The following is a 26,364-nucleotide window of genomic DNA, read 5'->3' as shown; positions in this document are numbered from 1 at the left end:
GAGTGGGAGGAAGCGGCATGCTCACGGGGCGGGCAGGTCCCGGCGCCCGACGGGTATCGGGGCCTCCTCGTGTATCGAACGCCGGCTGCTCGCGGCTATCCTGGGCACGTAACGATCCCGGGGGGTGAACGTGACTCGACGACTGTTCGGCGAGATCTCGCCGCTGACCTACCGCCTCGCCAGTGAGCGCATGATCCTGATGCGGCACCTGCGCAACCTCCGGAACCGCGGCACGCTCGCCTCGACCCGCTCGGAGGAGTCCCTGCCGGTCACGGTGTACCGGCACAACTCGCTGATCCGACGCCGTCTGGGCGATGTCGAGACGGAACTGCAGGACAACAAGGCCGTCAGCCTCGGCCTCACCGCTCCGAAGATCGACGGCATCCTGATCGCCCCGGGCGAGTGTTTCTCCTTCTGGCACCTCGCAGGTCGATGCTCCGCGAAGGAGGGCTACAGGGAGGGCCTGACGATCAGCAACGGCAGGCCGGCCAGGGGCATGGGAGGCGGGATGTGCCAGTTCACCAATCTGCTGCACTGGATGGTGCTGCACAGCCCCCTCACTGTCGTCGAGCACCACCACCACAACGGCCTCGACCTCTTCCCCGACTACGACCGCCAGATCCCCTGGGGCACCGGCACGTCCATCGCCTTCAACTACCTCGACTACCGGGTGGAGAACAGGACCGACGTCACGTTCCAGTTCCGGACCTCGACGACGGACGAATACCTGCGTGGGGAGTTGCGGGCCGATCACGACCTGCCGACGAAGTTCCATATCCGCGAACGTGACGCCTACTTCTACGAGGAGGGCGACGACGTCTTCCGGCACAACAGGGTCTACCGGATCGAGCGGGACAAGCGGACGGGCCGGGAGATCTCCGAGGAGCTGATCCTCGAGAACGAGGGAAGGATCGCCTATGACCGCTCCCTCGTCCGGGCGGAGATCCTTCCCGCCCGGCCGGCGCCCGCCGGGCGCGCCGCTACGCCCTGACGGGCAGGCTCGGAAGGCGAGCACCCGGGGTGTCGACGCGGTCGGGCTTCCTCCCATTGCATGACCCCGGGACATGGGAGTGTCCGGGTGTGCCCATCCCACCGGCAGCCGGAGTGGGAGGAAGCGGCATGCTCAGGGACGAGGAAGCCCCGGCGCCCGAAGGGGCACCGGGGCTACCTGGTGAGAACCGGGGATCAGGCGTCGACGACGATCGCGGTCACGACGGGCTGACGGTTGTAGAACCGGCGCATCCAGTTGGCCGTGGCCCGCTCGATGATCTCCTCCGGATCCTGGCGGCGACCGCCCTGACGGTTGGAGGCCGCATCGCGGAGCGCCTTCTCGACGGCGGCGCCCGCCTTGTCGAGGTCCTCGTCGGAGCAGGAGAAGCCCTTGGTGAAGAACTCCGGCGCCTCGACGATGTCCCCGTTGTCCGGGTCGATGATCGCGAGGACGGTGACGACGCCCTCCTCCGCCAGGCGGCGGCGCTCCACGAGGTCCTCCTCGGTGATGCCACCGACACTGTCGCCGTCGACGAACACGAGACCGGCCTCGACCTTGCCCGAGAGGGTGGCGCGTCCGCGGACGAGGTCCACGGTCACGCCGTCCTGCGCGATCACGACGTTGCGGGGATCGACGCCGGTGGCGACGGCGATCTCCGAGTTGGCACGCAGGTGGCGCCATTCGCCGTGGACGGGCATGACGTTGCGCGGCTTGACGATGTTGTAGCAGTAGGCGAGCTCGCCGGCGCTGGCATGGCCGGAGACGTGCACCTTGGCGTTGCCCTTGTGGACCACGTTGGCGCCGATCTCGGTCAGGGCATTGATGATGCCGTAGATCGCGTTCTCGTTGCCCGGGATGAGCGAGCTGGCCAGCAGGACGGTGTCGCCCTCGCTGATGCGGATGGCGTGGTCCTTGTTGGCCATGCGCGAGAGGGCCGCCATGGGCTCGCCCTGCGAGCCGGTGCAGATGAGGACCACCTTGTGGTCGTCGCTGCGCTCGAGCTTCTTGAAGTCCACGAGCAGGCCCTGCGGGATGTTGAGGTAGCCCAGATCCGCCGCGATCGTCATGTTGCGCACCATCGAGCGGCCCACGAACGCCACCTTGCGGCGGTGGGTGTGCGCGGTGTCGATGATCTGCTGGATGCGGTGGATGTGGCTCGCGAAGCTGGACACGATGATGCGGCGCGGTGCGGTGCGGAACACGGCGTCGATGGCCGGCGCCAGGTCCTTCTCCGAGGTGGTGAAGCCGGGGACGTCCGCGTTCGTGGAGTCGGTGAGGAACAGGTCCACGCCCTCCTCGCCGAGCCGCGCGAAGGCGGTGAGGTCGGTGATGCGACGGTCGAGGGGGAACTGGTCCATCTTGAAGTCACCCGTGTGCAGCACCATGCCGGCCGCGGTGCGGATGGCGACGGCGAGGCTGTCGGGGATGGAGTGGTTCACGGCGACGAACTCGAGGTCGAAGCCACCCATGGTCCGGCGGTCGCCCTCCTTGACCTGCACGGTCTTGGGGGTGATGCGGTGTTCCTTGAGCTTGGCCTCGATGAAGGCGAGCGTGAGCCTGGAGCCGACCAGGGGGATGTCCGCGCGCTCCTTGAGGAGATACGGGACACCGCCGATGTGGTCCTCGTGGCCGTGGGTGAGGACGACGGCCACGACGTCGTCGAGGCGGTCGCGGATGTAGGAGAAGTCGGGGAGGATGACGTTGATGCCCGGCTGGTGTTCCTCGGGGAACAGGACGCCGCAGTCCACGATCAGCAGCTTGCCGTCGAACTCGAAGACGGTCATGTTTCTGCCGATCTCACCGATACCTCCGAGCGCGACGATGCGCATGGCCCCCTTGGCCAGTTCCCGTGGTGCTTTCAGTGCGGCAGGTCTCTTATTCACAGATCAGGTTTCTCTCATTCATGCGGCAGGCGGGGCGGCGGCCGTCCGACGGACGTCGTCGGGGCCGGCAGATCCGGCAATTCCGGTCCGGTGGTCCCCGGTGTCCCCGGGAACATGCTTCTCCAAGAGTACGTGGTTCGCGCGCGCCCCGGCGGATCGATCGGTCCTCGGGCGTCCGCGGTCCGGTGCTGCCCGGGAGGCGACGGAACGGTCGAGCGGGAATTTGCTCCGGCCCTGCCGGGCAGGGCTGTGAGCGTCATCACCGGAATAGGGCCACTGCTGCCATGGTTCTAGACTGGCAAGGCCCGCGGGCGCGACCCGCCGAAGGCCCCTACCCCCACCCGGTTCCACCGAAAGAGGCGCAGCAGTGAGCCAGCAGTCCGGCCAGAACGAGACCCACGACCCCTTCGGATTCATCGGCCTGACGTACGACGACGTCCTCCTGCTCCCCGGCCACACCGACGTGATCCCCTCGGAGGCCGATACGTCGTCGCGCATCTCCAAGCGCATCACCGTCAAGACCCCACTGCTCTCCTCCGCCATGGACACCGTCACGGAGTCCCGCATGGCCATCGCCATGGCCCGCCAGGGCGGGCTCGGCGTCATCCACCGCAACCTGTCCGTCCAGGACCAGGCCGACCAGGTGGACCGCGTGAAGCGCAGCGAGTCCGGCATGATCACCAATCCGCTGACCATCGGCCCCGATGCCACCCTGCAGGAACTCGACGAGCTCTGCGGCCATTACCGCGTCTCCGGCCTGCCCGTGGTGGACCCGACCGGGCACCTGCTCGGCATCGTGACCAACCGCGACACGCGCTTCGTCCTCGAGCGCGAGTTCCCGCGGACACTCGTGCGTGACGTCATGACCAAGATGCCGCTCGTCACGGGGCACGTGGGCATCAGCGGCGACGACGCCATCAACCTCCTCGCGACCAACAAGATCGAGAAGCTCCCGCTCGTCGACGACGAGGAGGTCCTCCGCGGCCTCATCACCGTCAAGGACTTCACGAAGGCCGAGCAGTACCCGCTCGCCACCAAGGACGACGACGGACGCCTGCGCGTCGGTGCGGCCATCGGCTTCTTCGGTGACGGGTGGGAGCGCGCCATGACCCTCGTCGAGGCCGGCGTCGACGCCCTCTTCGTCGACACCGCCAACGGCCACAGCGCCGGCGTGCTCGAGATGATCGCGCGCCTGAAGGCCGAGAAGTCCGCCGCGCACGTGGACATCATCGGCGGCCAGGCCGCCACCCGCGAGGGCGCCCAGGCCCTGATCGACGCGGGCGCCGACGGCATCAAGGTGGGCGTGGGCCCGGGCTCCATCTGCACCACGCGCGTGGTCGCGGGCGTGGGCGTGCCGCAGGTCACCGCCATCTACGAGTCGGCGAAGGCCGCCATCCCGGCCGGGGTCCCCGTGATCGCCGACGGCGGGCTGCAGTACTCGGGCGACATCGGCAAGGCCATCGTGGCCGGCGCCGACACGGTGATGCTCGGATCCCTCCTGGCCGGATCGGCCGAGGCCCCGGGCGAGCTGATCTTCGTGAACGGCAAGCAGTTCAAGACCTACCGCGGCATGGGATCCCTGGGTGCCATGCAGACGCGCGGCAAGAACACCTCCTACTCCAAGGATCGCTACTTCCAGGCCGACGTCTCGGGGGACGACAAGCTGATCCCCGAGGGCATCGAGGGGCGCGTCGCCTACCGCGGCCCGCTGGCCTCCGTGGCGTACCAGCTCGTCGGCGGCCTGCGCCAGACCATGTTCTACACCGGGGCGCGCACCATCCCGGAACTGAAGGCCAAGGGCAAGTTCGTCCGCATCACTGCCGCCGGACTGAAGGAATCGCACCCGCACGACATCCAGATGACGGTCGAGGCACCCAACTACGGCTCCAAGTAGGCGCGGTCCGCTTCCCGGCGAGCCGCCCGATGAACGCCTGCAGCCCCCGGTGACCGGCCGGAGCCTCCTGGCCGCCGATCTTCCCAGCTCAGCTCCGACGGCGGCTCCGGCATGAGCGGACTCCCGCAGCCCGAAGCCGCCGCGCGCCGCAAGCTCCGGCTCGGCCCGTATGCACGTGCCGTCGGGCAGGTCCTCGTGCTCAGCGCGAAGGCCTCGCCGGGCGCCGTCGCCATGAAGGTGGCCGGCTCGCTCATCTCCGCGGTGCTGCCCCTGGTCACCACCTACTTCGCGTCCCTGACCACGACGGCGCTGGCCGCGGCCTACGCGGGTGACCCGGACGCCGGACGCTCCGCGCTCGTCTACGTGATCGTCACGGCCGTCCTCGGGCTGCTGTGGGGTGCGTTCACGAGCGTGGACCGCTACATCCAGCAGGTCCTGAGTTTCCGCGTGGGGGCGATCGTAGGGGATCGCATGTACGAGCGGTTCCTGGCGCTGGAGTTCTGGCGGTACGACGACAAGGAGACGGTGGACCTGTACGACAGGGCCCGCCGGTTCTCCGACTCCTACGCGCGGGTCCTGGACCGCATCGCCGCCATCTTCACGCAGCTGGTCTCGGTGGTGCTCGCGATCGGCGCGCTGCTGCTCGTCAGCTGGTGGATCGCGCTGATCGTGCTCGTGGCCATCATCCCCAGCGTCTACCTGCAGTTCCGGCTCTCCCGCGAGCAGATGGCGCACTGGAACACCCAGGTGGACTCGCGGCGGCAGCGGCGCATGATCGAGACGAACCTGATGAAGCCGCAGCACATCGCCGAGATGCGCCTCTACGGGATCGTCCGCCACCTGATGGACCTGCGCTCCACCCTGCGCGACGCCGACGAGAAGCGGCGCCTGGACTTCCAGAAGCGGTACATCCCGAAGCAGCTCCTCGCGGACGCCCTGCAGTACGGCGCCGAACTGCTGGCCCTCGTGTGGATCGTGGGCCAGATCATCGCCCGCGCCCAGCCGGTGGGCCAGTTCCTGTACGTGCAGCAGATCGTCAGCCGGGCGCTCAGCACCGCCAACAACCTTGTCTCCTCGCTGAGCTCCATCGACGAGGACCTCGCGAACCTCAAGGACTACGAGCAGTTCATGGACTTCCCGCTCTCCACCGGCGCTCCCGGCCGGCTGGAAGCCGCTCCCGCCGTCGTCGAGCTCCGCGACATCCACTTCACGTACTCCGGCGGCGAGGAGGAGGTGCTCAGGGGCATCTCCATGTCCTTCGAGCGCGGCACGCACGTGGCCATCGTGGGCGAGAACGGCGCGGGGAAGTCCACCCTGATCCGCGTCCTCGCCGGCCTCTACCAGCCGGGCAGGGGAGAGGTGCTGCTCGACGGACGGGACCTGCGCGGCATCCGCATCGACGACTGGCACCAGCACCTGGCCGTCATGTCGCAGGACTTCCTGCGGTACGAGTTCGCGACGGCGGAGAACAACATCTACTTCGGCGACGTCCACCATCCGCGTGACGACGCACGCGTGCGGCGGGCGGCGCGGGATGCCGAGGCCGCGGACTTCATCGAGAAGATGCCCAACGGCTTCGAGAACTACGTCAGCAACTGGATGGAGGACCCGCGCGGCCGGAAGGGCAGCGGCCTCTCCGGCGGGCAGTGGCAGCGGCTCGCGATGGCCCGCAACTTCTACCGGGACGCGCCCTTCATCGTCATGGACGAGCCGACGTCGGCCATCGACGCGCTCGCCGAGCACCGCATCTTCACCCGGCTCTTCGCCGACCGCTCACGGACCATCATCGCGATCAGCCACCGGCTCGCCACCATCGAGAAGGCGGACGTCATCCACATGCTCGAGGACGGGCGCGTGGTGGAGTCGGGGACGCACCGGGAGCTGGTGGCGCTCCGCGGCCGCTACTACCGGATGTTCGAGAGCCAGCTGCCGGACACCTGAGCCCTGCCGGATCGTCGGCGCAGCCCGGATGCGGCGAGGGGGCCGAGGGCGGCCAGGCCAGGACGCGATCACGACGGCGGACCGCGGCGCACGGTTCACGGTGATGCGGGGCAGGGCACGTCCTGTGGCCAGGGCCCCCGGTGGATGCGATCAGCCGTCGGCCCCGGCGGGGAGGCCGAGCGCGGCGCGCAGCGCCCTGAACGCGTGCGCCTCGTCCGCGTACGGCATCACCTCGAGATCGTCCCCACCGGCGGGGGTGCGTGCGACCTCCCAGCCACGCTCGGCGGTGCGGCGCACGTTCGCCGTCCTGGACGGCACGTCGCTCGTGCGCCGCCGCAGCGACACCAGGGTGTCCTGACCGCCGGAGGAGAAGCCGGCGGAGGCGAGCTCGAGCGCCATCTGCGAGCAGTCCACCGACGCTTCGAGCGGGACACACAGCACGATGCTTCCCGGACGCGCGAAGAGGGCCGCCTTCCCGGCAGGAGACTCGACGAGGAACGTCACGGAGGTCTGCCGTGCGACGGCGACCGTGGCATCGATCCACAGGGTGGCACTGGTCAGGATCCGGGCCAGCGCCCTGGCAGGGCCACGAGGGGTGACCTCGTCCCCCTTCCGATCGAGGAGTTCCCGCACCGAGAGCGTCGAGAACCCCGCGCGCACCAGTTCCGAGGTGTCGGGAAGGTCGGCGAGCTTGAGCATCGACCGCGATGCCTCCTCGGACGGGCCACGGTTCAGAGCCAGCAGCGCGAGCAGCTCATGGGTCGTGAACTGCACTGCCGAAGCTGGTGGTGCTGCCGTCATCATGTTCCCTCGAGTCGTGGTCGGTCGTGGTCCGTCATGGTCCGGGTCAAGACTAACCAGACCCGGGGGCTCCGTTCGCAGAACCCCTGCCTCTCCGGAGGAGTGCCGGCAACGCCCGGCGGCCGGTACGGCTTTGCGGTGAGGCAGGTGTTCCTGCGAGGATGGCCCGGCACGAAGCACGAGGATCACGGATCAGGGACGGATGAGCATGCTGCGGACCTTTCGGGCCCGGACGGCCGCGGAGAGCGGGGCGGCCGTCATGGCCTGCTGTGTGCCCGCGCCCCGGCCGGCCTCCTCCATGAAGGGCAGTTCCTCCGCCTGACGCACGCCTGCACCCCGTGGTGCATGGCCCGCGGCACCCACGCGGTCGGTCGCGCCCTAGGACGTGAGCCGGCAGAGCTCCCTTCCCTCCGATCCTCCGTCTGCCGAAAGCCCTTCCCATGCAACCGATCTCCATCAAGGACATCCGCTCCTCGTTCATCAACGCCACGCGGTCCGAGACCGTCAAGCTCACCCCACCGAAGAACCTCGACACCCTGGACTGGGAGAACCTCGACTTCCTCGGGTGGCGCGACGAGAAGATGCCGCTGCGCGGCTACCTGGTGGTGCCCGGTCGTCAGGGGCCGTCCGGCATCCTGCTCAGGGCTCCCGAGGGCGGTGCCCGCAAGAACCGCTCCGTCCTGTGCGAACTCTGCCGCGATGTGTACTCCAAGGAGGACGTCCTCCTGTGGGTGGCCCGCCGGTCCGGCCAGTCCGGACGCGACGGCAACACCGTCGGGACGCTGATCTGTGCCGACTTCATCTGCTCGTCGAACGTCCGCAGGGAACCGCCGGCCAGCGAGATCCACCCGGATCCGGCCGTCGTCGTCCGGCGCCAGGCGGGTGAACTCCGCGAGCGCACCGACAAGTTCATCGCCCGCGTCCAGCTGAGGTAGCGGCAACGGCCCGGGTACCAGGGGCGCTGCCGCCCCGGGTGCCCGGGGCCACACACCTGCACGCGGGGGCGCCCCGATGAGAGGCCGCGCGACGGCGCTGGGCTAACCTAGAGCAGTGACTTACGAGATCGAGATCGGCCGAGGCAAGCGCGGACGCAGGGCATATTCGCTGGACGACGTGGCGGTGGTGCCGTCCCGGCGGACCCGTGATCCGCTGGACGTCTCCGTCACCTGGCAGATCGACGCCTACCAGTTCGAGATGCCCGTCGTCGCAGCCCCCATGGATTCGGTCATGTCGCCCGCCACCGTCATCGCCATGGGCCGCCTCGGGGGCCTCGGCGTCCTCAACCTCGAGGGACTGTGGACCCGCTACGAGGACCCGCAGCCGGTCCTCGACGAGATCGCCGGCCTCAGCACCGAGAGTTTCAGCCCGGCAGCCACCCGCCGCATGCAGGAGCTCTACAGTGCGCCCATCCGGGCCGAACTCATCACGAGCCGCCTGGCCGAGATCCGCGAGGCCGGCGTCACGGTGGCAGGGTCCCTCACCCCGCAGCGCACCCAGCAGTTCTACAAGACCGTGCTCGCGGCCGGCGTCGACATCTTCGTAATCCGTGGCACCACGGTCTCCGCCGAGCACGTGTCCAAGAACGAGCAGCCCCTGGACCTGAAGAAGTTCATCTACGAGCTCGACGTCCCCGTGATCGTCGGCGGCGCGGCCGGGTACACGCCCGCCCTCCACCTCATGCGCACCGGCGCGGCCGGTGTGCTCGTCGGCTTCGGCGGCGGCGCCACGACGACCACGCGCCGCGCGCTCGGCATCCACTCCCCGCTCGCCTCCGCCATCGCCGACGTGGCCGGCGCCCGCCGCGACTACATGGACGAGTCCGGCGGACGCTACGTGCATGTCATCGCCGACGGCGGCATGGGTGCCAGCGGCGACATCGTCAAGGCCATCGCGATGGGGGCCGACGCCGTCATGCTCGGCTCCGCGCTCGCCCGGGCCGAGGAGGCGCCCGGCAAGGGCTGGCACTGGGGCCAGGAGGCGCACCACCACGAACTGCCGCGCGGCGACAGGGTCGATATCGGCACCGTGGGTCCCCTCCAGGAAGTACTGTGGGGGCCCTCGCACCACACCGACGGCACATCCAACCTGATCGGCGCCCTGCGCCGGGCCATGGCGACCACCGGCTACTCGGATCTCAAGGAGTTCCAGCGCGTGGAAGTGGTCCTCTCGCCCTACGCCTCCACCGACTGATCCGAAAGGCATACCGTGAGCGACCTGTCCCGCGAGCTGCACGACGCCGAACTGACCACGCCCGACCTCGTGATCCTCGAGATGGAGGCGGCGTCGAAGGAGGACGCGGCGGCGCAGCTGGCAGGGCGCCTGCACGCAGCCGGGCGCATCTCCGACCTCCAGGCGTTCCTCGACCAGGTGAACTCCCGCGAGCACCAGATGGCCACGGGGCTGCCCGGCGGGGTGGGGCTGCCGCACGCGCGCAGCGAGTACGTGAACCAGACCTCGATCGCCGTCGGGGTCACGCGTTTCGGCCACAGCCTGGACTTCGGCGCCGTCGACGGCCCCGCCACGCTCGTGCTGCTCATGGCCACCCCGGCGCAGTCCTTCTCCGAGCACCTCGAGGTGCTCGCCACGATCGCCCGCAGTCTCTTCAAGGAGAACTTCCGTGAATCGCTGCGCCGCGCGCACGACGCCGAGGTGATCGCCGAGCTGATCAACTCCTCGCTGGTGTTCTTCGACCACTGACGCGGCGTGCCGTGCGCGGCTACTCGCTCCGCCAGGAGTGCCAGAGCGACGCGTAGGCGCCGTCCAGGGCGAGCAGCTCGTCGTGCGAGCCGAGCTCCGCGATCCGCCCCTCCTCCACCACGGCCACGCGGTCGGCGTCGTGCGCCGTGTGCAGCCGGTGTGCGATCGCGATGACGGTGCGCCCCTCGAGGACGGCATTGAGCGACCGCTCGAGGTCGCGCGCCGCCTGCGGGTCGATCAGGGACGTCGCCTCGTCCAGTACCAGGGTGTGCGGATCGGCGAGGATCAGGCGCGCCAGGGCCAGCTCCTGCGCCTGCGCAGGCGTGAGCTCGTGGGCGCCCGATCCCACCTCCGTGTCCATGCCCTCCGGGAGCTGCTTCACCCAGTCCAGGGCACCGACGCTGCGCAGGGCGTCCTCGAGCTCGCCGTCACCGGCGTCCGCGCGTCCGAGCCGCACGTTGTCCGCCACGGACCCCACGAAGACGTGGTGCTCCTGCGTCACGAGGGCCACCTCGCGGCGCAGGTCGTCCAGCGGCCGGTCCACCAGGGGCACGCCGCCCACGGTGACGGAGCCCGACGTCGGCGGGTGGATGCCCGCGATCAGCCGCCCGAGGGTGGATTTGCCGGCACCGGAGGGACCGACGACGGCGAGGCGCTCGCCGCGCACCAGGGTGAGGTCGACGCCGTGCAGCACATTGTGCCCGGGGCGGTACGCATAGGTCGCCGCGGACACCACGATGTGCTCGTTGGCCGGTTCCGCCGTGGTCGCCTCGCGGTCGGGCTCGACGTCCTTGATACCCACGATGCGGGCGAGCGACGCGGCCCCGACCTGGATCTCGTCGGTCCACATGATGAGCAGGTCCACGGGGTCGATCAGGCGCACGGCGAACAGGGCGACGGCGGCCACGGCACCGGCCGTGACCACGCCCTGTCCCGCGAGCCAGCCGCCCCACAGCAGCACGGCAGCGGCCGGCAGCCAGAACGCGACGTCCGCCGCCGGGAACAGGACCGAGCGCAGCCACAGCGTGTACCGCTCGGCGGAGAAGCTCCTGCCGAGGGCGGCGTCGAGGTCGGCGCGACGCAGGGAGCCGAGGTCCAGGGCGTCCACGGTGCGTGCGCCCTCGATGGTCTCGGTGATCGTCCCGTTCACGACGGCGTAGGTCTCCCGCTCGCGCATGTAGCCGCCCGCGCTGCGCCGCAGGTACCAGCGCGTCACGGGCCACAGCAGCGGCAGGCCCACGAGGAGTGCGAGGGACAGGACCGGGGAGGTGACGACGGCGGCGCCGAGGGTCAGGACGATGGTCACCACCGACACGACGACCTGCGGCACGCCGAAGCGGACCGTGTGGGACACCGCGTCGATGTCATTCGTGGTCCTGGCCACGAGGTCGCCCGTGCCCGCCTTCTCCACCGTGGACAGCGGGAGCGCCGTCACGTCCTTCATGAAGTCCTCGCGCAGCTCGGCGAACACGCGCTCGCCGAACACCATCCCCGACCGCACCGCGTAGCGGCGCAGGACGGACTGCACGGCGAGGAAACCGAGCATCCCGAGGGACACGGCGGCCACGAAGGACGGCGTGGTCCCGGCGGACACGGCGTCGATGAGGATGCCGAGCAGCAGCGGCCCGGCGAGGCCCGCGACGGCCGAGCCGACGTACAGCGCGATCACGGCGCCGAGGCCCCGCCGGTGGCGGCGGATCAGGCGGGTGGCTTCGTCGCGCACCATCCCGGGCCCGGCGACGGGAAGCTTTGCCGTGCTACTCACTGCGGATCACCACGTTCCGGTAGGCGGGATTGCTGGTCATGAGGTCCTTGTGGCTGCCCTGGGCGGCCACACGGCCCTCCTCGAGGAAGATCACGCGGTCCATGATGCGCAGCAGGAGCGGGCTCGCGGTGACGACGACGGTCGTCCTGCCGTCGTGGCGCCGTGCATCGCCGAGCCGGGCGGCGATGCGTTGCTCGGTGTGGGCGTCCACGGCACTGGTCGGCTCCACCAGGACGAGGTTCTCGGCGTCGGTGAGGAGGGCCCGGGCCAGGACGAGGCGCTGGCGCTGCCCGCCCGAGAAGCCCCTCCCGCGCTCGGTGACCTCGTGATCCAGCCCGCCGTCGAGCCCGTCGAGGATGTCCAGGGCGCTCGCGGCCTCGAGCGCCGCGAGCACGGCGTCGTCGTCGTGCCGGCCGTGCGGGTCGAGCTGCCCGCGGAGGGGACCGCTGAACAGCTGCGGGCCGGCCTCGCTGACCACGATGCGCGCGCGGATGTCCGCCAGCGGCACATGCCGCAGGTCCGCGGCGCCCCACCGGACCGTCGCCTCCTCGAGGACGGCGTCCTCGAACCGGCCGAGGCGCGTGACGGCGTCCGTGGACTCCGCGGGCTCCCGCGAGACCACGGCGGTGAGGAGCCCGGGCTCGATGACGACACCGGAGCGCTCGTCGACGAGGACAGCACCCGGCGGCGGTGCGGGCACCGGCGAAGCGCTCTCCGTGACGTGCGCATCGACCGAGAGCACCGCGATGATCTTCCGGGCGCCCACGTGGGCACGGATGAAGCGGGCCACCGAATCGGCTGCCGCCCGGATGGGGGTCATGAGGAAGATCGAGAAGCCGTACAGGGCCACGAGCTCGCCCGGCGTGATGTCGCCCGAGAGGACCAGCGAGGCGCCCACCCAGGTGAAGACCACGCTGAACGACCCGGCGATGAACACCTGCGACGCCTCGAGGTCCGCGAGGGAACGGGCCACGCGGATGCCGGAGTCGCGCGTGACCGTCGACTTGTCGCGGTAGCGGTCCACGAAGATGTGCTCGCCGCCGATGCCGCGCAGCACGCGCAGGCCGGCCACGGTGTCCGCCCCGACGGCCGTCATCCTGCCGGACGCCTCGCGCTGCTCGCGCTGCCGCGCCTGCATGGGCCGCACGACGAACAGCAGGAGCCCGCAGCACACGGGGACCCCGACGAGCACGACGACCCCGAGCACGGGGGAGGTCTGCCAGATGAGGACGGTGACCACGAGCCAGGCCGCGGCCGCGCCGGCGAGCCGCGTGAGGACCTCATACACCTCACCGAGGCGGAAGGCGTCGGACGCCGCGGTGGACACCACCTCGCCGGTCGAGAGCGCGGTGGGCAGGGCGTCGCCGGTCCTGCTGATCTTGTGCCCCACGAGGCGGACGGACCGAAACGCCGCCTGCATCCAGTTGCTGACGCCCGCGCGGTGCGTCGCGGTGTCCGAGGCGGCCTGGACCACCATGAGTCCCAGCAGCGCACCCGCCCAACCGAGCAGCGCCCGCGCATCGCCCCCGATGACGCCGTCGTCGATCGCCCTGCCGAGCACGAAGGGCATCACGGCCTGCGAGGCCATCCAGACGGTGCCGAGAAGGATCCCGGCGGTCAGGGTGGCCTTCTGGTGGCCGCCGAGCCACAGCAGGTACCGCGCGGGGGAGCGCAGGTCCGGCGGGCCGGTCAGGGAGTAGGGAAAGGAACGCACGAGGATTCATCCTAGACCGCATCCCGACGAAGTGATAGGGATTCACCAATCACTCTTCGGGTCGCTGCAGCGCCCCCGTCCAGTCCGGGAGCCATTCGTTGTTCTACACGCGTACGAAGTACCGTTGAGGGGTGTTGAAGACCGCGCTCAAGCCTCGATGGATCCTCCTGCTGATCCTCGCGATGGCGCTCGCCGCGGTCTTCGTCCTCCTGAGCCAGTGGCAGCTGAACTCCTCCAGGGAGACTCCGCCGCCCGCACCGAGCACCACCGAGACCGTCCGTCCGCTGACCGGGGTTCTCGCCCCCCTCACGCCGCTCTACGCCTCGGGCGCCGACCAGATGGTCTCGCTCGACGGTGCCTTCCTGCCGGACACGCGGATGCTGGTGCAGAACCGCCTGCGCGACGACGTGGAGGGCTTCTGGGTGGTCCAGGGAATCGCGGTCGACGGTTCGGGCGGTGACGGCCCCGAGGCCGCTCCCGGCGGGGACGCCGTCATCCCGGTCGTGCTCGGCTGGGTGCCCGAGGCGGAGGACGCCGCGTCCGTCGCCGTGCAGCAGGGCGCCGCCGGGGTCGTCGGGCGCCTCCTGCCGCCCGAGGCCCCCGAGGTGCAGCAGCCCGTGGAGGGCGAGGTCCCCACACTCTCCACCGCCGAGCTCTCCAACCTGTGGGACGCGAGCGTCTACGCGGCATTCGTCGTCGCCACCGAGGTGACGGCCGACGGCGCAGCCGTGCCGTTCGCGGCGGGCATGGAGCCGGTGGTCGTAGGCCCGCAGCCACAGGACACACCGATCAACTGGCTCAACATCTTCTACGCCATCGAATGGGTGGTGTTCGCCGGGTTCGCGTTCTTCCTGTGGTGGCGCCTGGTCGCGGACGATCACCGCCGCATCCTCGAGGACGCCGAGGACGCCGCGGAGGAGGCCCGCGCCCACCCGTCCCCCGTCGCGCCCGGCGCCGAACCCACTCCCCATCCTGCGCCCGGGTCGACTCCCGGCACGTCCTCCAACGAAAGCGGTGCCCACCGTGACTGAGCCAGTACTCGACCCCACCGCCGGAACTGCCGGACGAACCGGCGCCGGACGCGGGCCGGCCGGGAAGCCGAAGCGGCGGTTCGGCGGGACGCACGCGCAGATCCGTTCGGCGCTGAGGTTCTACAAGGTCCTCGCCTACGCGACAGGGATCATGCTCCTGCTCGTCGTCGTCGAGATGGTGGCGAAGTACGGCTTCGGCTCCGAGATCGTCGCGGGCGGGGGAGCGGTCCTCCAGTTCCTGCCCGAGGTCGTCGCCGAGACGGCCGGCGGCGTCAACCTCTCCACGGCCGTGCTGATCGTGCACGGCTGGCTCTACGTGGTCTACCTCATCGCCGACTTCCGACTGTGGCAGCTCATGCGCTGGCCCTTCGGCCGCTTCGTCCTGATCGCGCTCGGCGGCGTGGTGCCGCTGCTGTCGTTCTTCGTGGAGAAGCGGGTCCACCGCCAGGCCGAGGAGGACCTCGCGGCGCATCCCGAGGCCGCACCGCGGTACTGAGCCGGACCCCGCGCAGGACAGCGCTCCGCCGCGGGTACGGGCGTTCCTGCCCGTCCCCTGATGTGCGGTGGCCGGGACGCGCGGACTATTGTTGATGGGTGACTACCCCCGAGAACGGCTCCGAACACCGTCCTGTCCTCGTCGTGGACTACGGCGCGCAGTACGCACAGCTGATCGCACGCCGCGTCCGCGAGGCCGACGTCTACTCCGAGATCGTCCCTCACACCCTCAGCACGCAGGAGATCCTCGCGAAGAACCCCGCGGCGATCATCCTCTCGGGAGGCCCGTCCAGCGTCTACGCCGAAGGCGCCCCCCGGGTCGACGCGGACCTGTTCGACGCCGGGGTGCCGGTGCTCGGCATCTGCTACGGCTTCCAGGCGATGGCGAACGCGCTCGGCGGGACGGTCGCGAAGACCGGGCTGCGTGAGTACGGCTCCACGGACGTGCAGTCCGACGGCGCATCGCGTTCCATCCTCGCCGGGACCCCCGAGCAGCAGAACGCCTGGATGAGCCACGGCGACAGCGTGCAGGCCGCCCCCGAGGGCTTCGACGTCCTGGCCAGCACGGCAGGCGCACCCGTCGCGGCTTTCGCGCACGAGGAGAAGGGCCTCTACGGCGTGCAGTGGCACCCGGAGGTCAAGCACTCCCGGCACGGGCAGGCCGTGATCGAGAACTTCCTCTTCCGGGGCGCTCGGCTCGACCCGAACTGGACCACGCGCAACATCCTCGAGGAGCAGGTGGAGCGCATCCGCGAGCAGATCGGCGACGCGCGCGTGATCTGCGGCCTCTCCGGCGGCGTCGACTCCGCCGTCGCCGCCGCGCTCGTGCAGCGTGCCGTCGGCGACCAGCTCACGTGTGTCTTCGTGGACCACGGTCTGCTGCGCGAGGGCGAGGCCGAGCAGGTGGAGCGCGACTTCGTCGCCGCCACGGGGGTGAAGCTCCACGTCGCGAACGAGCAGGAACGCTTCCTCGCCGCGCTCGCCGGCGTCTCCGACCCCGAGACCAAACGCAAGATCATCGGGCGCGAGTTCATCCGGGCCTTCGAGGAGGCCGAACGCGCCATCATGCGCGAGGCGGAGGCCGAGGGTGAGCCCATCCGGTTCCTCGTCCAGGGCACCCTCTACCCCGACGTCGTCGAATCCGGCGGCGGAGAGGGCGCCGCGAACATCAAGAGCCACCACAACGTGGGCGGCCTGCCCGAGGACCTGCAGTTCGAGCTCGTGGAGCCGCTCCGCACCCTCTTCAAGGACGAGGTGCGTGCCGTCGGCGCCCAGCTCGGCCTGCCCGCGGAGATCGTGGGACGCCAGCCGTTCCCCGGTCCGGGACTGGGCATCCGCATTGTCGGCGAGGTCACGGAGGAGCGCCTGGCGCTGCTGCGCCGGGCCGACGCCATCGCGCGCGCCGAACTCACCGCGGCCGGGCTCGACAACGAGGTCTGGCAGATGCCCGTGGTCCTCCTCGCCGACGTCCGCAGCGTGGGCGTCCAGGGGGACGGACGGACCTACGGGCACCCGATCGTCCTGCGGCCGGTGTCCAGCGAGGACGCCATGACCGCCGACTGGTCGCGCCTGCCCTACGACCTCCTGGCACGCATCTCCAACCGCATCACCAACGAGGTGGACGGCGTCAACCGCGTGGTGCTGGACGTGACGAGCAAGCCGCCGGGAACCATCGAATGGGAGTAGGCGGAGTGGGCGGTGGCGTCAGAACCACTTCCCCCCGCCCGGGCCGCGTTGCTATCCGCGGGGTCCGAACGCTTATCGGATAGCTTGGAAGACATGCCAATCTGGTCGAGATCAGCTCGTGACGAAGCAGGGAAGAAGGCGGCTGTGCCGGAGCAGGACCAGCGGGACACGGCGGGGTCGCCGGCGGATCGGCCGCAGGGCCGGCAGGGCGTCGGACCGGGCCGTCAGCGTCCGGCCCCGCCCGCCGATGCTCCCGACGAAGCCTCGGCCCAGGACTTCCTCGTGCCGTGGCTCGAAGGGCTCGGCCCCCAGGCCAGCGGCGACACGCTCCTGCACTTCCGGCCCTCGGCCGGCACGAGCATCGACCTGACCCACGCCCACCCCTCCGGGCTCGCGCAGCTCCTGGCCGGACGGCGCACGCGCCTGTCGACGCTCCTGCGCGACCCCGTCCAGTACAGCGCCGCCAAGGCCGCGGCGCGGGCACTGCGTGCGAAGATCTTCGAACTCGGCACCGAACGCGGGATCGACGTCGGCTACCTCACCGCCGGGACGGCGTCCTGGCGGTCGGTGGATGACTCCGGACGCTCCGAGACGCTGAACGCCCCGGTGCTGCTCACCGCCATCTCCCTGACGGTGCACGCCTCGCAGGACGACTACGAGCTGCAGATCACCGAGCAGGCGCGCATGAACCCCGCGCTGGTCCGCCACCTGAGGCAGCAGCAGGGCCTGGAGGTGGATCCCGTCCGTATCGCACGGCTGGCCTACGGCACCGCCCGCTTCGATCCGCACCCCGTCCTCGAGCGCATGCGGGTGCTGAGCGAGGGTGTCCGGGGCATGTCCGTCGAGCACCGCATCCTGGTGTCCACCTTTGCCGACCTCGCCGGGGTCAAGGGCGATCCCGCCCTGCGCCCCGACCACCCCGTCCTGGCCGCCCTTCTAGGGTCGGCCAGGGGGGACGCCGAAGCCGCGTCGGGACTCAAGGGTGCTGCGGACGGTCTGCTGTTCCCGGCGGCCGACGAGCGGGACCCGGCCGAGGAACTCCTCATCCTCGACGCCGACAGGGCCCAGCAGGACGTCCTCGACCTCGCGTCCGCGGGCGTCAGCGTCGTGGTCGCCACGCCGCCGGGGACCGGACAGACCCAGACCGCCCTGAACCTCGCGGCGCGGGCCGCCGCCGAGGGCAGGCGCGTGGTGGTCGCGGCGGAGCGCCGTGGCACGCTCAACGAGTTCGTACAGGACCTCGACGGGCTCAATCTGGGCTCGCTCGTCCTCCAGCTGGGCAGCCAGACCGGACCCGCGCAGCTGCGCGAAGCGGTCATCCGGGCCCTCGTCCGCAACGAGAAGGCGGTCGAGCCCTCTCTCGAGACGCTCCACTCCACACTGGCCGGACACCGGCACCAGCTCGTGGAGCACGTGCGCAGCCTCCACAACGTCCGCAGCCGGTGGGACTGCTCGCCCTACCAGGCCATGCAGTCCCTTGCCGGCCTCACGGCCCTGGACCCGGCGCCGTCCACCACGGTGCGCCTGAAGCGCAGCGTCCTGGACTCCATCACCGACCGCAGGGAACTGACGGAGCGGCTCCAGCGAGCCGCCGACCTGGGGAGCTTCAGCAAGGCCTCGACCGAGAGCCCGTGGTACGGTGCGCAGCTGCTGAACCGCAAGGAGACGGAGCGCGCGCACGGTCTCGCCGAGCAGCTCGCAACCGAGATCCCCGAGCTGCGGGGCAAGGTGCAGCGCGTCGCCGAGCACTCGCACATCACGCTCGGCGGGACGTTCGGTGAGTGGGGCGAGCAGCTCGAACTCCTCGTCGCGGTGCGCGAGAGCCTGGACAAGTTCACGCCGGACATCTTCGACCGGCCCGTCACCGACCTCATCTCCGCCACGGCGCCGTCCTCGTGGCGGAAGGAGCGGGACATCGAGATGAGCTCGATGACGCGGTCCCGCCTGCGGCGTGTGGCCAAGGAGTACATCCGGCCGGGTGTGCACATCTCCGACCTGCACACCTCCCTCCGCGAGGTCCAGCAGCAGCGCACCCTGTGGACTCGTTATGCCCTGACCGAGCGCCACCCCTCCGTCCCGACGGGTCTGGCGGAGATCCACGCGTCCTACCGCGACGTGGACGCGCGGCTCACGGACCTGACGGCGATCCTCCGCCCCACCTCCGACCACCCGGACCTCGCGGCGCTGGAACTCGACGCTCTCGAGACCCTGCTCCGCGACCTCGCCGTGGACAAGGAGACCCTTGCGACACTGCCCGAGCGCACCCTGCTGCTCGACGAGATGCGCGAGCAGGGCCTGGGTGAACTGCTCGCGGACCTCGCTGAGCGCGAGGTCCCCGCCGAACGCGTGGGTTCGGAGCTCGAGCTCGCCTGGTGGCAGTCCGCGCTCGAGGCCATGATCAGCGGCGACGACTACCTCGCCATGTCCGACGGCGACAGTCTGCGCACGCTCGAGGCGGAGTACCGCCTGGCCGACAACGCGCACATCGCCTCCGGGCCCGCCAGGATCCGGTGGACGCTGGGGGAGCGCTGGCGCGCCGCCGTGGAGAACCACCCCGGGGACGCCGCCCGCCTGCGTCAGGAGCTCAAGGACGGAACTCTGACCCTCGAGGTGTTCGCGGGACTCGACCATGAGCTCGTGGCTGCGCTCCTGCCGATCTGGGCCGTGAGCCCGCTGACCATCCGCGGCGCCGTACCCGAGGGCCACACCTTCGACACCGCGGTGATCCTGGACGGCGAGTCCATGTCGCTGCAGAGCGCCGTCCCGTGCATCGCCCGGTCCTCGCAGGTGGCGGTCTTCGGTGACGACCGCCTCGCCGGGCCGACCCGCTTCAGCATCGAGGTGCAGTCCGCGGACCGCGCATCCACCCTGGAGCCCCTGCCCAGCGCCTTCGACGCGCTGCGCAGTGTGCTGCCCGTACGCGGACTCACGGAGATCTACCGCGGCGTGGACCGGAGCCTCGACACCTACCTGAGCGAGTCCTTCTACGACGGCAAGCTCTCCCGCCTGCCGCAGGCCTCCGAGGTCACGGGCGCCGGGCGCGGCCTCGTGGTCGAGTACCTGCCCAATGGCACCGGCATGCCGAGCTCGGAGCACGACGGCGTCGAGAGCGTCGCGGTCGAGGTGAGCCGCGTCGTCGAGCTGGTCTTCGACCACATCCGACGCCGTCCGAGCTTCTCGCTCGCGGTCGTCACCGCCAGTGCCCGACACGCGGCGCGGGTAGGGGAGGCGATCCGCCTGCAGATGGCGGAGTTTCCCTGGGCAGCAGACTTCTTCACCCCGGGCAGGGAGGCGTTCCGCGTGGTCCCCGTCGAACGGGCAGGAGGACTGGTCCGCGACGACATCATCTTCTCGCTCGGCTACGGCCGCACGCCCCACGGGCGGACGCTCCACTCCTTCGGTCCGCTCTCGGGTCCTGACGGCCGCCGCAACTTCGTCATGGCGATGACGCGCGCACGGCGCTTCCAGCACGTGCTCACGTGCTTCCAGCCGTCGGACCTCGATCCCGACCGCCTGACCACGGGGGCGCTGGACTTCTTCGAGCTGCTGCAGCGCGAACTGGGCGGAACCCCCGGACACACGCCCGCCGCAGGCGGCGGCAACGAGGATCCCCTCGTCGCCGACCTGGTGGACCGCCTGCGCTTCCGCGGCGCCGAGGTCTGGGACCACTACGCGGGGGTCCTCGACATCGTCGCGGTACGGCCGGCGGACCTGCGCGCCGACGGCAGCGCCGCGGCAGCGCACGACGAGCGTCCCGCTCCACTGGCGATCGAGTCCGACGGGACCGGCCGCTACGGGGGCATGTCGGTGCGGGAGCGCAGCAGGCTCCGACCTCAGGTCCTCGAGCGCATGGGCTGGCGCTACATGCCGCTCTGGACCATCGAGGTCTTCACGGACCCCGACGGGTGCGCGGAGCGCGCCTCCGGCATCCTGGGCCTGCCGCCCCGGGATGCCGCCGACCAGCAACGCACACGGAAGGACGCCCCGAGGATGCGCGAGGACGAACAGCACCCCGCCAGCGGAACCGGTCCGGGTCGGGATTCCGCGGAGTCGGTGGAGTCGGCGGACTCCACGCCGATCGTGCCCACGACGGCGGGAGAGGACGACCCCCGTTCCTGGGGCGACGCGGAGGACGACCACGACGAGTGGCTCCAGGAGCAGCGGCCCCCGCACTGGGGGTGATGGCGGCCCGGTGCCGGGCGGCGCGATGCGCTGACCGTTCACGGCTTCGTCGTCAGCACGAGGTGGACGTCCCCCGAGCTGGAGGATCCGGCCAGGACGGCGGCGTCGTCGGCGCCCGCCGCCACGACGACGAGCCCGTCGTCGCCCGCCTCGCCGGGCCACGCGCTGCCGGTCCCGCCGGGTGCCGTCCAGAGGACGGCCACCGACCGGGCGAGGACCGTCGGCTCGGCCGGGGCGTCGTAGCCGTCGCCCGTGCTGAGGACCACGTCGACGAGCTGGCCCGGCGCCAGGAGCCGGACGACCGCAGGATCGGCCGGCCGGAGCGGGACCGCGACGGTACCGGGGCGGGTGCCGGTCAGCAGGCCGTCGCCCACCAGCGCCGTCGGTGGGATGGGGGAGCCCTGCGCCAGCGGAGCGGCGAGCTGCTGGCCCACCACCTGGCCGGGCTGCTCGAACGCGGGACCCGTCACGGCCTGGGCCGGGATGCTGGCGGTTGTGACGTCCGCGTCCGTGAGGACCGTCCCGACCGCGAGGTCCCGGGCCGCGCTGACCACCGTCGTCGTCGGGTAGTCCTCACCCACGGCCGCCTCGACGGCGACGCCCGCGGCGATGCTGAAGAGCAGGCAGGCCAGGAGCCTCTTGCGGCGATGGACGAACCTGCGCAGGCGGTACCGCAGTGGAACTTCCCGGAGGACCGGAGTCGGGGTCATGCCCTGACCCTAGGCGGGCCCTGCCGCCTGCCGGCCTGCCGCAGGAGCTATGTGGACGGAGCCGGACGGGCTCCTGCAGACCCTCCGGCCTGCAGGATCCCCGCGTCAGGAGCCGAGTGCCCCCGACTGCCACCCGCCGACGGTCGGCGGACCCCCGTCGCCGTGCAGGGCGCGGGCGTCAGGAGGCGGCGGCGGTCCCGCTCGCCGAGGAGGGTGCGCTGGTGCCCGCGGACGAGCCGGAGGCCGCGCCCACGGTGCCCGGGGACCCGGTGCCGGCAGCGGCGGTCGAGGAGGTGGACGGCGATCCCGCATCCGTGCTCGTCGTCGTGGACCGCGAGTCGTTGCGGTAGAACCCCGAGCCCTTGAACACCACGCCCACGCTGTTGAACTTCTTGCGCAGTGATCCGCCGCAGGCGGGGCATTCGGTCAGGGAGTCGTCGGAGAACGACTGCTGGATGTCGAAGGCGTGGCCGCAGTCCTTGCAGGCATAGGCGTACATGGGCATGGAAATCCTCCTGGACGGGCTTCGTGGTCCCCTGGTGGCCGATCCGGCCACTGCTCTTGGCACTCTCCAGGGTCGAGTGCCAGTCTACACGCCCGCGTCCACCGCTCCGAAGCGCTCCAGCCCATCGGCAGTGAACACGCCGGCCAGCGGCTGGTCGTAGGGTTCGGCCGGGATGGTGCCGATGGGCAGGAGCTCGGAGCGGTAGACGACGCCGAGCCGGTCCACCGCTCCCGGCCGGTCCAGGGGATGGGCCGCGAGGAAGCGGTCGTAGTAGCCGCCGCCCTGTCCGAGGCGGTGCCCGGCGCGGTCCACACCCAGCGCGGGTACGAGGATGAGTGCGACGTCCGTCATCTCCCCGAAGGAGCGCCGTGGACCCGTCGGTTCGTCCACGGGTGCGCGGACCGAGCGCTGCAGGGGAACGCCCGGTGTCCAGGACACCCAGGACAGCCGGTACCCCGGCTCGCACACGGGGACGACGACGCCGAAGCCGAGGCGATGCAGGTCCTCGAGCAGGGGTACGGTTCCGGGCTCGGGGTCGCGGCCGAGGTAGGCGGCGATCGTCGGGCGGGCGGTCGGGGAGCCCCAGTCCGAGGGGGGATCGGAGGGAGGGGACACTGCAGCAGGGCGGGTCAGATGCGCGACGACGGCCCGGGCGACGGCGCGGGACTGATCCATGCGGTCGGCGGGATCCAGGACTGCGCGTGCAGCGCGCAGGGAGGCCCGCAGGTGGTGCTTGCCCGTATCACGGCTGGTGAGCGTCATTCCACCATTGTGGAGGGCGGCCCGGGCTCGGCGCATAGGTTAGGTAGTGTGGTGCCCATGACTTTGCGATCACGTGTGACGAAGGCCGTTATCCCCGCGGCCGGACTGGGAACCCGCTTCCTCCCCGCCACGAAGGCGATGCCCAAGGAGATGCTCCCCGTCGTGGACAAGCCCGCCATCCAGTACGTCGTGCAGGAGGCGGTCGACGCCGGCCTCTCCGACGTGCTCATGATCACGGGGCGTAACAAGAGGGCCCTCGAGGACCACTTCGATCGCGTGCCCTTCATCGAGCAGACCCTCGAGGCCAAGGGTGACCACGACAAGCTGGCCGCCGTGCGCCGCCCCTCCGAGCTCGGCGACATCCACTACCTCCGCCAGGGCGATCCGAAGGGGCTCGGGCACGCCGTGCTCCGCGCCAAGCTCCACGTCAACAACGAGCCGTTCGCCGTCCTGCTCGGCGACGACCTGATCGACGACCGCGACCCGCTGCTCGAGACCATGATCGAGGTCCAGGCGAAGACGGGCGGCTCCGTGATCGCCCTGATCGAGGTCGACCCACAGCAGATCAGCGCCTACGGCTGTGCCGACATCACCGAGATTGACGGCGAGAACCACGTCCGTGTGAACCAGCTCGTCGAGAAGCCGGCCGTCGAGGACGCACCCTCCAACCTCGCCGTGATCGGCCGCTACGTGCTGCACCCCCGCGTGTTCGACGTCCTCGAGACCACCGAGCCCGGCCGTGGCGGCGAGATCCAGCTGACCGACGCCCTGCAGACCCTCGCGGCTGCCGACGGCGAGGGCTCCGGCGTCTACGGCGTGGTGTTCCGTGGCCGCCGCTACGACACCGGCGACAAGCTGAGCTACCTCAAGGCCGTGGTGACGCTGGCTTCGGAGCGTGACGACCTCGGCCCCGACCTGCGCGACTGGATCAGGGACTTCAGCAAGAACCTCCCGGACTAGTACGGAGCGGCACGCCATGTGGTCGGCGACCAGCTGGCCCGTGAGCCTCAGGACGGGTTCCCTCGTCCTGAGGCCCATACGCCACAGGGACAAGGCGGCGTGGACGGCGCTGCGACACCGCAACGCCCGCTGGCTCGCGCCGTGGGAGGCGTCCAACCCGGACCCGGAGGGCTTCCTGCCCACCTACCACCAGATGGTGCGGTCCCTCTCGGCGCAGGCGCGTGCGGGATCGGCGCTCCCCTTCCTGATCACCGAGCAGGACCCGGGTTCGCGCGACGCCCGGCTGGTCGGGCAGCTGACCGTCTCGGGGATCACCTGGGGGTCGGCGATGACCGCGACCCTCGGGTACTGGGTCGACGCCGAGCGGGCCGGCAGGGGAATCGCCCCGACGGCCGTGGCGCTCGCCACCGACTACTGCTTCGGGGACCTCGGACTGCACCGGATGGAGATCAACATCCGGCCGGAGAACAGCGCGAGCCTCCGCGTCGTGGAGAAGCTGCACTTCCGCGACGAGGGGCTGCGGCCACGGTACCTGCACATCGCCGGGCAGTGGGCTGATCACAGGAGCTTCGCCCTCACGGCCGAGGAGGTTCCCCGGGGCCTCCTGGCTCCATGGCTGGAGCGGTCGGGGCCGCCCGGTGGCTGACGCAAGGGTCGAATGCCGTCGCGGGCATACCCGTAGCCGACACACCGCGGCCAATGCGTCGGCGCGGCCGTTCCTGCTCCTACGGTTCTAGGTGTGGTCTTCTCCATGAACAGCTCCGTGGTGCTCGCCGCGATCGTGGGACTGTGGCTGGTGTGGGTAGCTCCCGCAGTCGCCAGGAGGACCGTGCCGGCACCTGCCGGAAGCACTCTTCGATGTCGGACAACCGGGGCCCGCCCCGGAGGGAGCAGAATGATGATGACCGCGCCGCAGGACGATGCGCCCACCGGAACCCGAGGGGTTTCCCACCCGATCCCGGGGACCGCGGTCGATCCCTCCAGCGGGTCCTCCTCGTGGACAGGTGCCTTCGCCCCGCGGTGGGGACGCGTCGGCATCGCGCTCGTTGGCCTTCTGGCCCTTGCGGCCACCCTGGTGACGCTCGTGCTCGGGGCGTTCGGCGTCGTGTCTTTCCTCGTCCCGCTGATGACCCTCGCAGTAGCCGCAGCCGCCGTCGCGGCGCTGAGGATGCTCGCCGCGCGCTCCCGTCGGGCCCGGGTGGATCGGGCGTTCCTCGATGCCATGGCGCCCGTCCGGACGGCCGACCCTCTGGCGCAGCCGGCTCCTGCGGCACCCGCTGCCCCCCGCCGTCCCACCGCCCTGTTCGACGCCGAGGAGACCCCGGCGCGCCGCCTCACGGCGATGGAGATGCGGACCGCGGCACTCGCCGTCGCGCACGGATCCACGGTTTTGGATGTCCGCAGCGCGCCCGCGCCGGACGCCGCGGTCATCGCACCGCCCGGGTCCCCGGAGTGGGCACCCGTGCAGCTCCCGCGTCCCACCTATGTCGATGCCGCGAAGGCCGAACGCCAGGCTCCCGCGCCGCTGGACCTGCCCGAGGCACCGAAGCCCGTCTCGAGGACGCCGATCAAGACGTCCGAGGCCGCTGCCCGCATCGCAGCCTCCGAGGAGACGGTGCGCGACACCCTGCACGAGACGGCGGCCCCTGCGACGGGCCGGATCAACCTCGACGACGTGCTGCAGCGTCGGCGAGCCTGACCGGGCCCACCTGGTAGGGGAGCCCTCCGCGGGCACCCCGTCCTAGGCCTTCGGGGAGGCAGCATGAGGGCGAGGGAGGCGCGCATCCTCCGCGAGCAGGACGCCATGGCGCTCCTCGGCTCGGACGCGCCCTCCGGCATCCTGCGGCAGGTTCTGGCCTCCCGGGGATGGGAGCTCGAGGACTGGCGGCTCGAATCGCTGCACCACCGGCCGGGCGCCGGCGTGACGGGCGTGTACTCGGTCGCCGTCCGGCCCGCCCGCCGCCCGCGGGGCCGTCCCGACAGCCTCGAACCCGCGCCGGCGTACGCGTGCATCACCTCGGGCTCCGTCGCGCTCCCGTCCGACGGCGTCGCCGTGGTCCGCCGCGGCGCCGGTGATCTCGCGGTGTGGCTGCATCCCGCCGATCCGCTGCTGCCAGGACTGCCCCTGGCCGTCGACGCGGAGCGCGCCACGGCCTTCGCCTTCGGCCCGGGACATGATCCAGCGACGACACACCTGGAGCTGCGGAGCTATCGACCGCTCCGCCGGGCCGTAGTGCTCGCGGTCAACGGGGAGGACCGTCGTTACCTGAAGGTGGTGGGGGGCCCCCGGAACCCACCCCCCGCCACCCAAAACCCCACACCCCCCCAAAGCAGTCCCCCCCCCCCC

At 70.9% G+C, this 26,364-nt stretch carries 21 protein-coding genes and 1 pseudogene; 14 read left to right on the top strand and 8 right to left on the bottom strand.

The window, feature by feature from the left end:
* Window positions 1–130 precede the first annotated feature (130 nt).
* The gene (locus tag ACX80N_RS00110; protein ID WP_459337824.1) at window positions 131–991 is read left to right on the top strand and encodes a VanW family protein; all 861 of its coding nucleotides are present in this window, start codon (window positions 131–133) and stop codon (window positions 989–991) included.
* Window positions 992–1,185: 194 nt separating this feature from the next.
* Here ACX80N_RS00110 and ACX80N_RS00105 read toward each other — a convergent pair whose 3' ends face one another.
* Entirely contained in the window at window positions 1,186–2,820 is a 1,635-nt protein-coding gene (locus ACX80N_RS00105; RefSeq protein WP_105032823.1) for a ribonuclease J, read from the bottom strand.
* A gap of 421 nt (window positions 2,821–3,241) precedes the next feature.
* Between ACX80N_RS00105 and guaB the strand changes: the two genes are divergently transcribed.
* Together guaB and ACX80N_RS00095 are read left to right on the top strand one after the other, a co-directional pair.
* Window positions 3,242–4,768 (top strand): IMP dehydrogenase, encoded by a 1,527-nt coding sequence (guaB, locus tag ACX80N_RS00100; RefSeq protein WP_459337823.1) that lies wholly within the window; start codon window positions 3,242–3,244, stop codon window positions 4,766–4,768.
* Between the two features lie 111 nt (window positions 4,769–4,879).
* Complete coding sequence (locus ACX80N_RS00095) at window positions 4,880–6,709, top strand: ABC transporter ATP-binding protein (protein WP_105032821.1); 1,830 nt, start codon at window positions 4,880–4,882, stop codon at window positions 6,707–6,709.
* Window positions 6,710–6,859: 150 nt separating this feature from the next.
* On the opposite strand, the gene ACX80N_RS00090 is transcribed toward ACX80N_RS00095, so the two are convergent.
* Entirely contained in the window at window positions 6,860–7,510 is a 651-nt protein-coding gene (locus tag ACX80N_RS00090; RefSeq protein ID WP_157940284.1) for a hypothetical protein, read from the bottom strand.
* 192 nt (window positions 7,511–7,702) lie between these two features.
* On the bottom strand, window positions 7,703–7,837 hold the full coding sequence (locus tag ACX80N_RS00085; protein WP_459337822.1) for a hypothetical protein: 135 nt from the start codon (window positions 7,835–7,837) through the stop codon (window positions 7,703–7,705).
* Window positions 7,838–7,950: 113 nt separating this feature from the next.
* Here ACX80N_RS00085 and ACX80N_RS00080 point away from each other — a divergent pair, with 113 nt between their 5' ends.
* The 3 genes from ACX80N_RS00080 (at window position 7,951) to ACX80N_RS00070 (ending at window position 10,207) form a co-directional block, all read left to right on the top strand.
* The gene (locus tag ACX80N_RS00080) at window positions 7,951–8,445 is read left to right on the top strand and encodes an FBP domain-containing protein (protein WP_105032819.1); all 495 of its coding nucleotides are present in this window, start codon (window positions 7,951–7,953) and stop codon (window positions 8,443–8,445) included.
* Between the two features lie 115 nt (window positions 8,446–8,560).
* Complete coding sequence (locus ACX80N_RS00075; RefSeq protein ID WP_459337821.1) at window positions 8,561–9,700, top strand: GuaB3 family IMP dehydrogenase-related protein; 1,140 nt, start codon at window positions 8,561–8,563, stop codon at window positions 9,698–9,700.
* Window positions 9,701–9,724: 24 nt separating this feature from the next.
* Window positions 9,725–10,207: a PTS sugar transporter subunit IIA gene (locus ACX80N_RS00070; protein ID WP_420808262.1), complete on the top strand. Its 483-nt coding sequence runs from the start codon at window positions 9,725–9,727 to the stop codon at window positions 10,205–10,207.
* A gap of 19 nt (window positions 10,208–10,226) precedes the next feature.
* On the opposite strand, the gene ACX80N_RS00065 is transcribed toward ACX80N_RS00070, so the two are convergent.
* Window positions 10,227–11,933 carry an ABC transporter ATP-binding protein gene (locus ACX80N_RS00065; protein ID WP_459338452.1) on the bottom strand — a complete coding sequence of 569 codons (1,707 nt, stop codon included), beginning with the start codon at window positions 11,931–11,933 and terminating at the stop codon, window positions 10,227–10,229.
* Window positions 11,934–11,964: 31 nt separating this feature from the next.
* Window positions 11,965–13,686: an ABC transporter transmembrane domain-containing protein gene (locus ACX80N_RS00060; protein ID WP_459337820.1), complete on the bottom strand. Its 1,722-nt coding sequence runs from the start codon at window positions 13,684–13,686 to the stop codon at window positions 11,965–11,967.
* A gap of 131 nt (window positions 13,687–13,817) precedes the next feature.
* Here ACX80N_RS00060 and ACX80N_RS00055 point away from each other — a divergent pair, with 131 nt between their 5' ends.
* From ACX80N_RS00055 to ACX80N_RS00040, 4 genes are all read left to right on the top strand, one after another.
* Window positions 13,818–14,717, top strand: coding sequence for an SURF1 family protein (locus ACX80N_RS00055; RefSeq protein WP_459337819.1), 900 nt, complete (start codon window positions 13,818–13,820; stop codon window positions 14,715–14,717).
* The gene (locus ACX80N_RS00050; RefSeq protein WP_459337818.1) at window positions 14,710–15,213 is read left to right on the top strand and encodes a DUF3817 domain-containing protein; all 504 of its coding nucleotides are present in this window, start codon (window positions 14,710–14,712) and stop codon (window positions 15,211–15,213) included. The genes ACX80N_RS00055 and ACX80N_RS00050 overlap by 8 nt, the downstream gene beginning before the upstream one ends.
* A 98-nt stretch (window positions 15,214–15,311) precedes the next feature.
* A complete protein-coding gene (gene guaA, locus ACX80N_RS00045) occupies window positions 15,312–16,898 on the top strand; it encodes a glutamine-hydrolyzing GMP synthase (protein ID WP_105032813.1) in 1,587 nt (528 codons plus the stop codon).
* A 93-nt stretch (window positions 16,899–16,991) separates the two neighbouring features.
* A complete protein-coding gene (locus ACX80N_RS00040; RefSeq protein ID WP_459337817.1) occupies window positions 16,992–21,080 on the top strand; it encodes a DUF4011 domain-containing protein in 4,089 nt (1,362 codons plus the stop codon).
* A 38-nt stretch (window positions 21,081–21,118) separates the two neighbouring features.
* On the opposite strand, the gene ACX80N_RS00035 is transcribed toward ACX80N_RS00040, so the two are convergent.
* From ACX80N_RS00035 to ACX80N_RS00025, 3 genes are all read right to left on the bottom strand, one after another.
* Window positions 21,119–21,790, bottom strand: coding sequence for an RcpC/CpaB family pilus assembly protein (locus ACX80N_RS00035; RefSeq protein ID WP_459337816.1), 672 nt, complete (start codon window positions 21,788–21,790; stop codon window positions 21,119–21,121).
* 178 nt (window positions 21,791–21,968) lie between these two features.
* On the bottom strand, window positions 21,969–22,295 hold the full coding sequence (locus tag ACX80N_RS00030; protein ID WP_459337815.1) for an FmdB family zinc ribbon protein: 327 nt from the start codon (window positions 22,293–22,295) through the stop codon (window positions 21,969–21,971).
* 84 nt (window positions 22,296–22,379) lie between these two features.
* Complete coding sequence (locus tag ACX80N_RS00025) at window positions 22,380–23,057, bottom strand: 5-formyltetrahydrofolate cyclo-ligase (RefSeq protein ID WP_459337814.1); 678 nt, start codon at window positions 23,055–23,057, stop codon at window positions 22,380–22,382.
* A 57-nt stretch (window positions 23,058–23,114) separates the two neighbouring features.
* On the opposite strand from ACX80N_RS00025, the gene galU reads away from it, so the two are divergent.
* The 4 genes and pseudogenes from galU to ACX80N_RS00005 all read left to right on the top strand — a co-directional run.
* Window positions 23,115–24,017 carry a UTP--glucose-1-phosphate uridylyltransferase GalU gene (gene galU / locus ACX80N_RS00020; RefSeq protein WP_105033215.1) on the top strand — a complete coding sequence of 301 codons (903 nt, stop codon included), beginning with the start codon at window positions 23,115–23,117 and terminating at the stop codon, window positions 24,015–24,017.
* 16 nt (window positions 24,018–24,033) lie between these two features.
* A complete protein-coding gene (locus ACX80N_RS00015) occupies window positions 24,034–24,663 on the top strand; it encodes a GNAT family N-acetyltransferase (RefSeq protein ID WP_459337813.1) in 630 nt (209 codons plus the stop codon).
* A gap of 255 nt (window positions 24,664–24,918) precedes the next feature.
* Entirely contained in the window at window positions 24,919–25,716 is a 798-nt protein-coding gene (locus ACX80N_RS00010) for a hypothetical protein (protein WP_459337812.1), read from the top strand.
* A gap of 63 nt (window positions 25,717–25,779) precedes the next feature.
* Window positions 25,780–26,364: pseudogene (locus ACX80N_RS00005) on the top strand (hypothetical protein); the annotation flags it as partial.

Source organism: Arthrobacter sp. MDT2-16, from assembly GCF_054510925.1.
This window is presented reverse-complemented; position numbering and strand designations above follow the sequence as displayed.

What these genes read in the sequence shown, in the direction of transcription:
- ACX80N_RS00090 (WP_157940284.1), bottom strand. Translation starts at nt 7,510, where the DNA reads ATGACGGCAGCACCACCAGCTTCGGCAGTGCAGTTCACGACCCATGAG.
- ACX80N_RS00035 (WP_459337816.1), bottom strand. Translation starts at nt 21,790, where the DNA reads ATGACCCCGACTCCGGTCCTCCGGGAAGTTCCACTGCGGTACCGCCTG.
- ACX80N_RS00105 (WP_105032823.1), bottom strand. Translation starts at nt 2,820, where the DNA reads ATGCGCATCGTCGCGCTCGGAGGTATCGGTGAGATCGGCAGAAACATG.
- ACX80N_RS00080 (WP_105032819.1), top strand. Translation starts at nt 7,951, where the DNA reads ATGCAACCGATCTCCATCAAGGACATCCGCTCCTCGTTCATCAACGCC.
- ACX80N_RS00025 (WP_459337814.1), bottom strand. Translation starts at nt 23,057, where the DNA reads ATGACGCTCACCAGCCGTGATACGGGCAAGCACCACCTGCGGGCCTCC.
- ACX80N_RS00010 (WP_459337812.1), top strand. Translation starts at nt 24,919, where the DNA reads ATGACCGCGCCGCAGGACGATGCGCCCACCGGAACCCGAGGGGTTTCC.
- ACX80N_RS00065 (WP_459338452.1), bottom strand. Translation starts at nt 11,933, where the DNA reads ATGGTGCGCGACGAAGCCACCCGCCTGATCCGCCGCCACCGGCGGGGC.
- ACX80N_RS00040 (WP_459337817.1), top strand. Translation starts at nt 16,992, where the DNA reads ATGCCAATCTGGTCGAGATCAGCTCGTGACGAAGCAGGGAAGAAGGCG.
- ACX80N_RS00095 (WP_105032821.1), top strand. Translation starts at nt 4,880, where the DNA reads ATGAGCGGACTCCCGCAGCCCGAAGCCGCCGCGCGCCGCAAGCTCCGG.
- ACX80N_RS00015 (WP_459337813.1), top strand. Translation starts at nt 24,034, where the DNA reads ATGTGGTCGGCGACCAGCTGGCCCGTGAGCCTCAGGACGGGTTCCCTC.
- ACX80N_RS00030 (WP_459337815.1), bottom strand. Translation starts at nt 22,295, where the DNA reads ATGCCCATGTACGCCTATGCCTGCAAGGACTGCGGCCACGCCTTCGAC.
- galU (WP_105033215.1), top strand. Translation starts at nt 23,115, where the DNA reads ATGACTTTGCGATCACGTGTGACGAAGGCCGTTATCCCCGCGGCCGGA.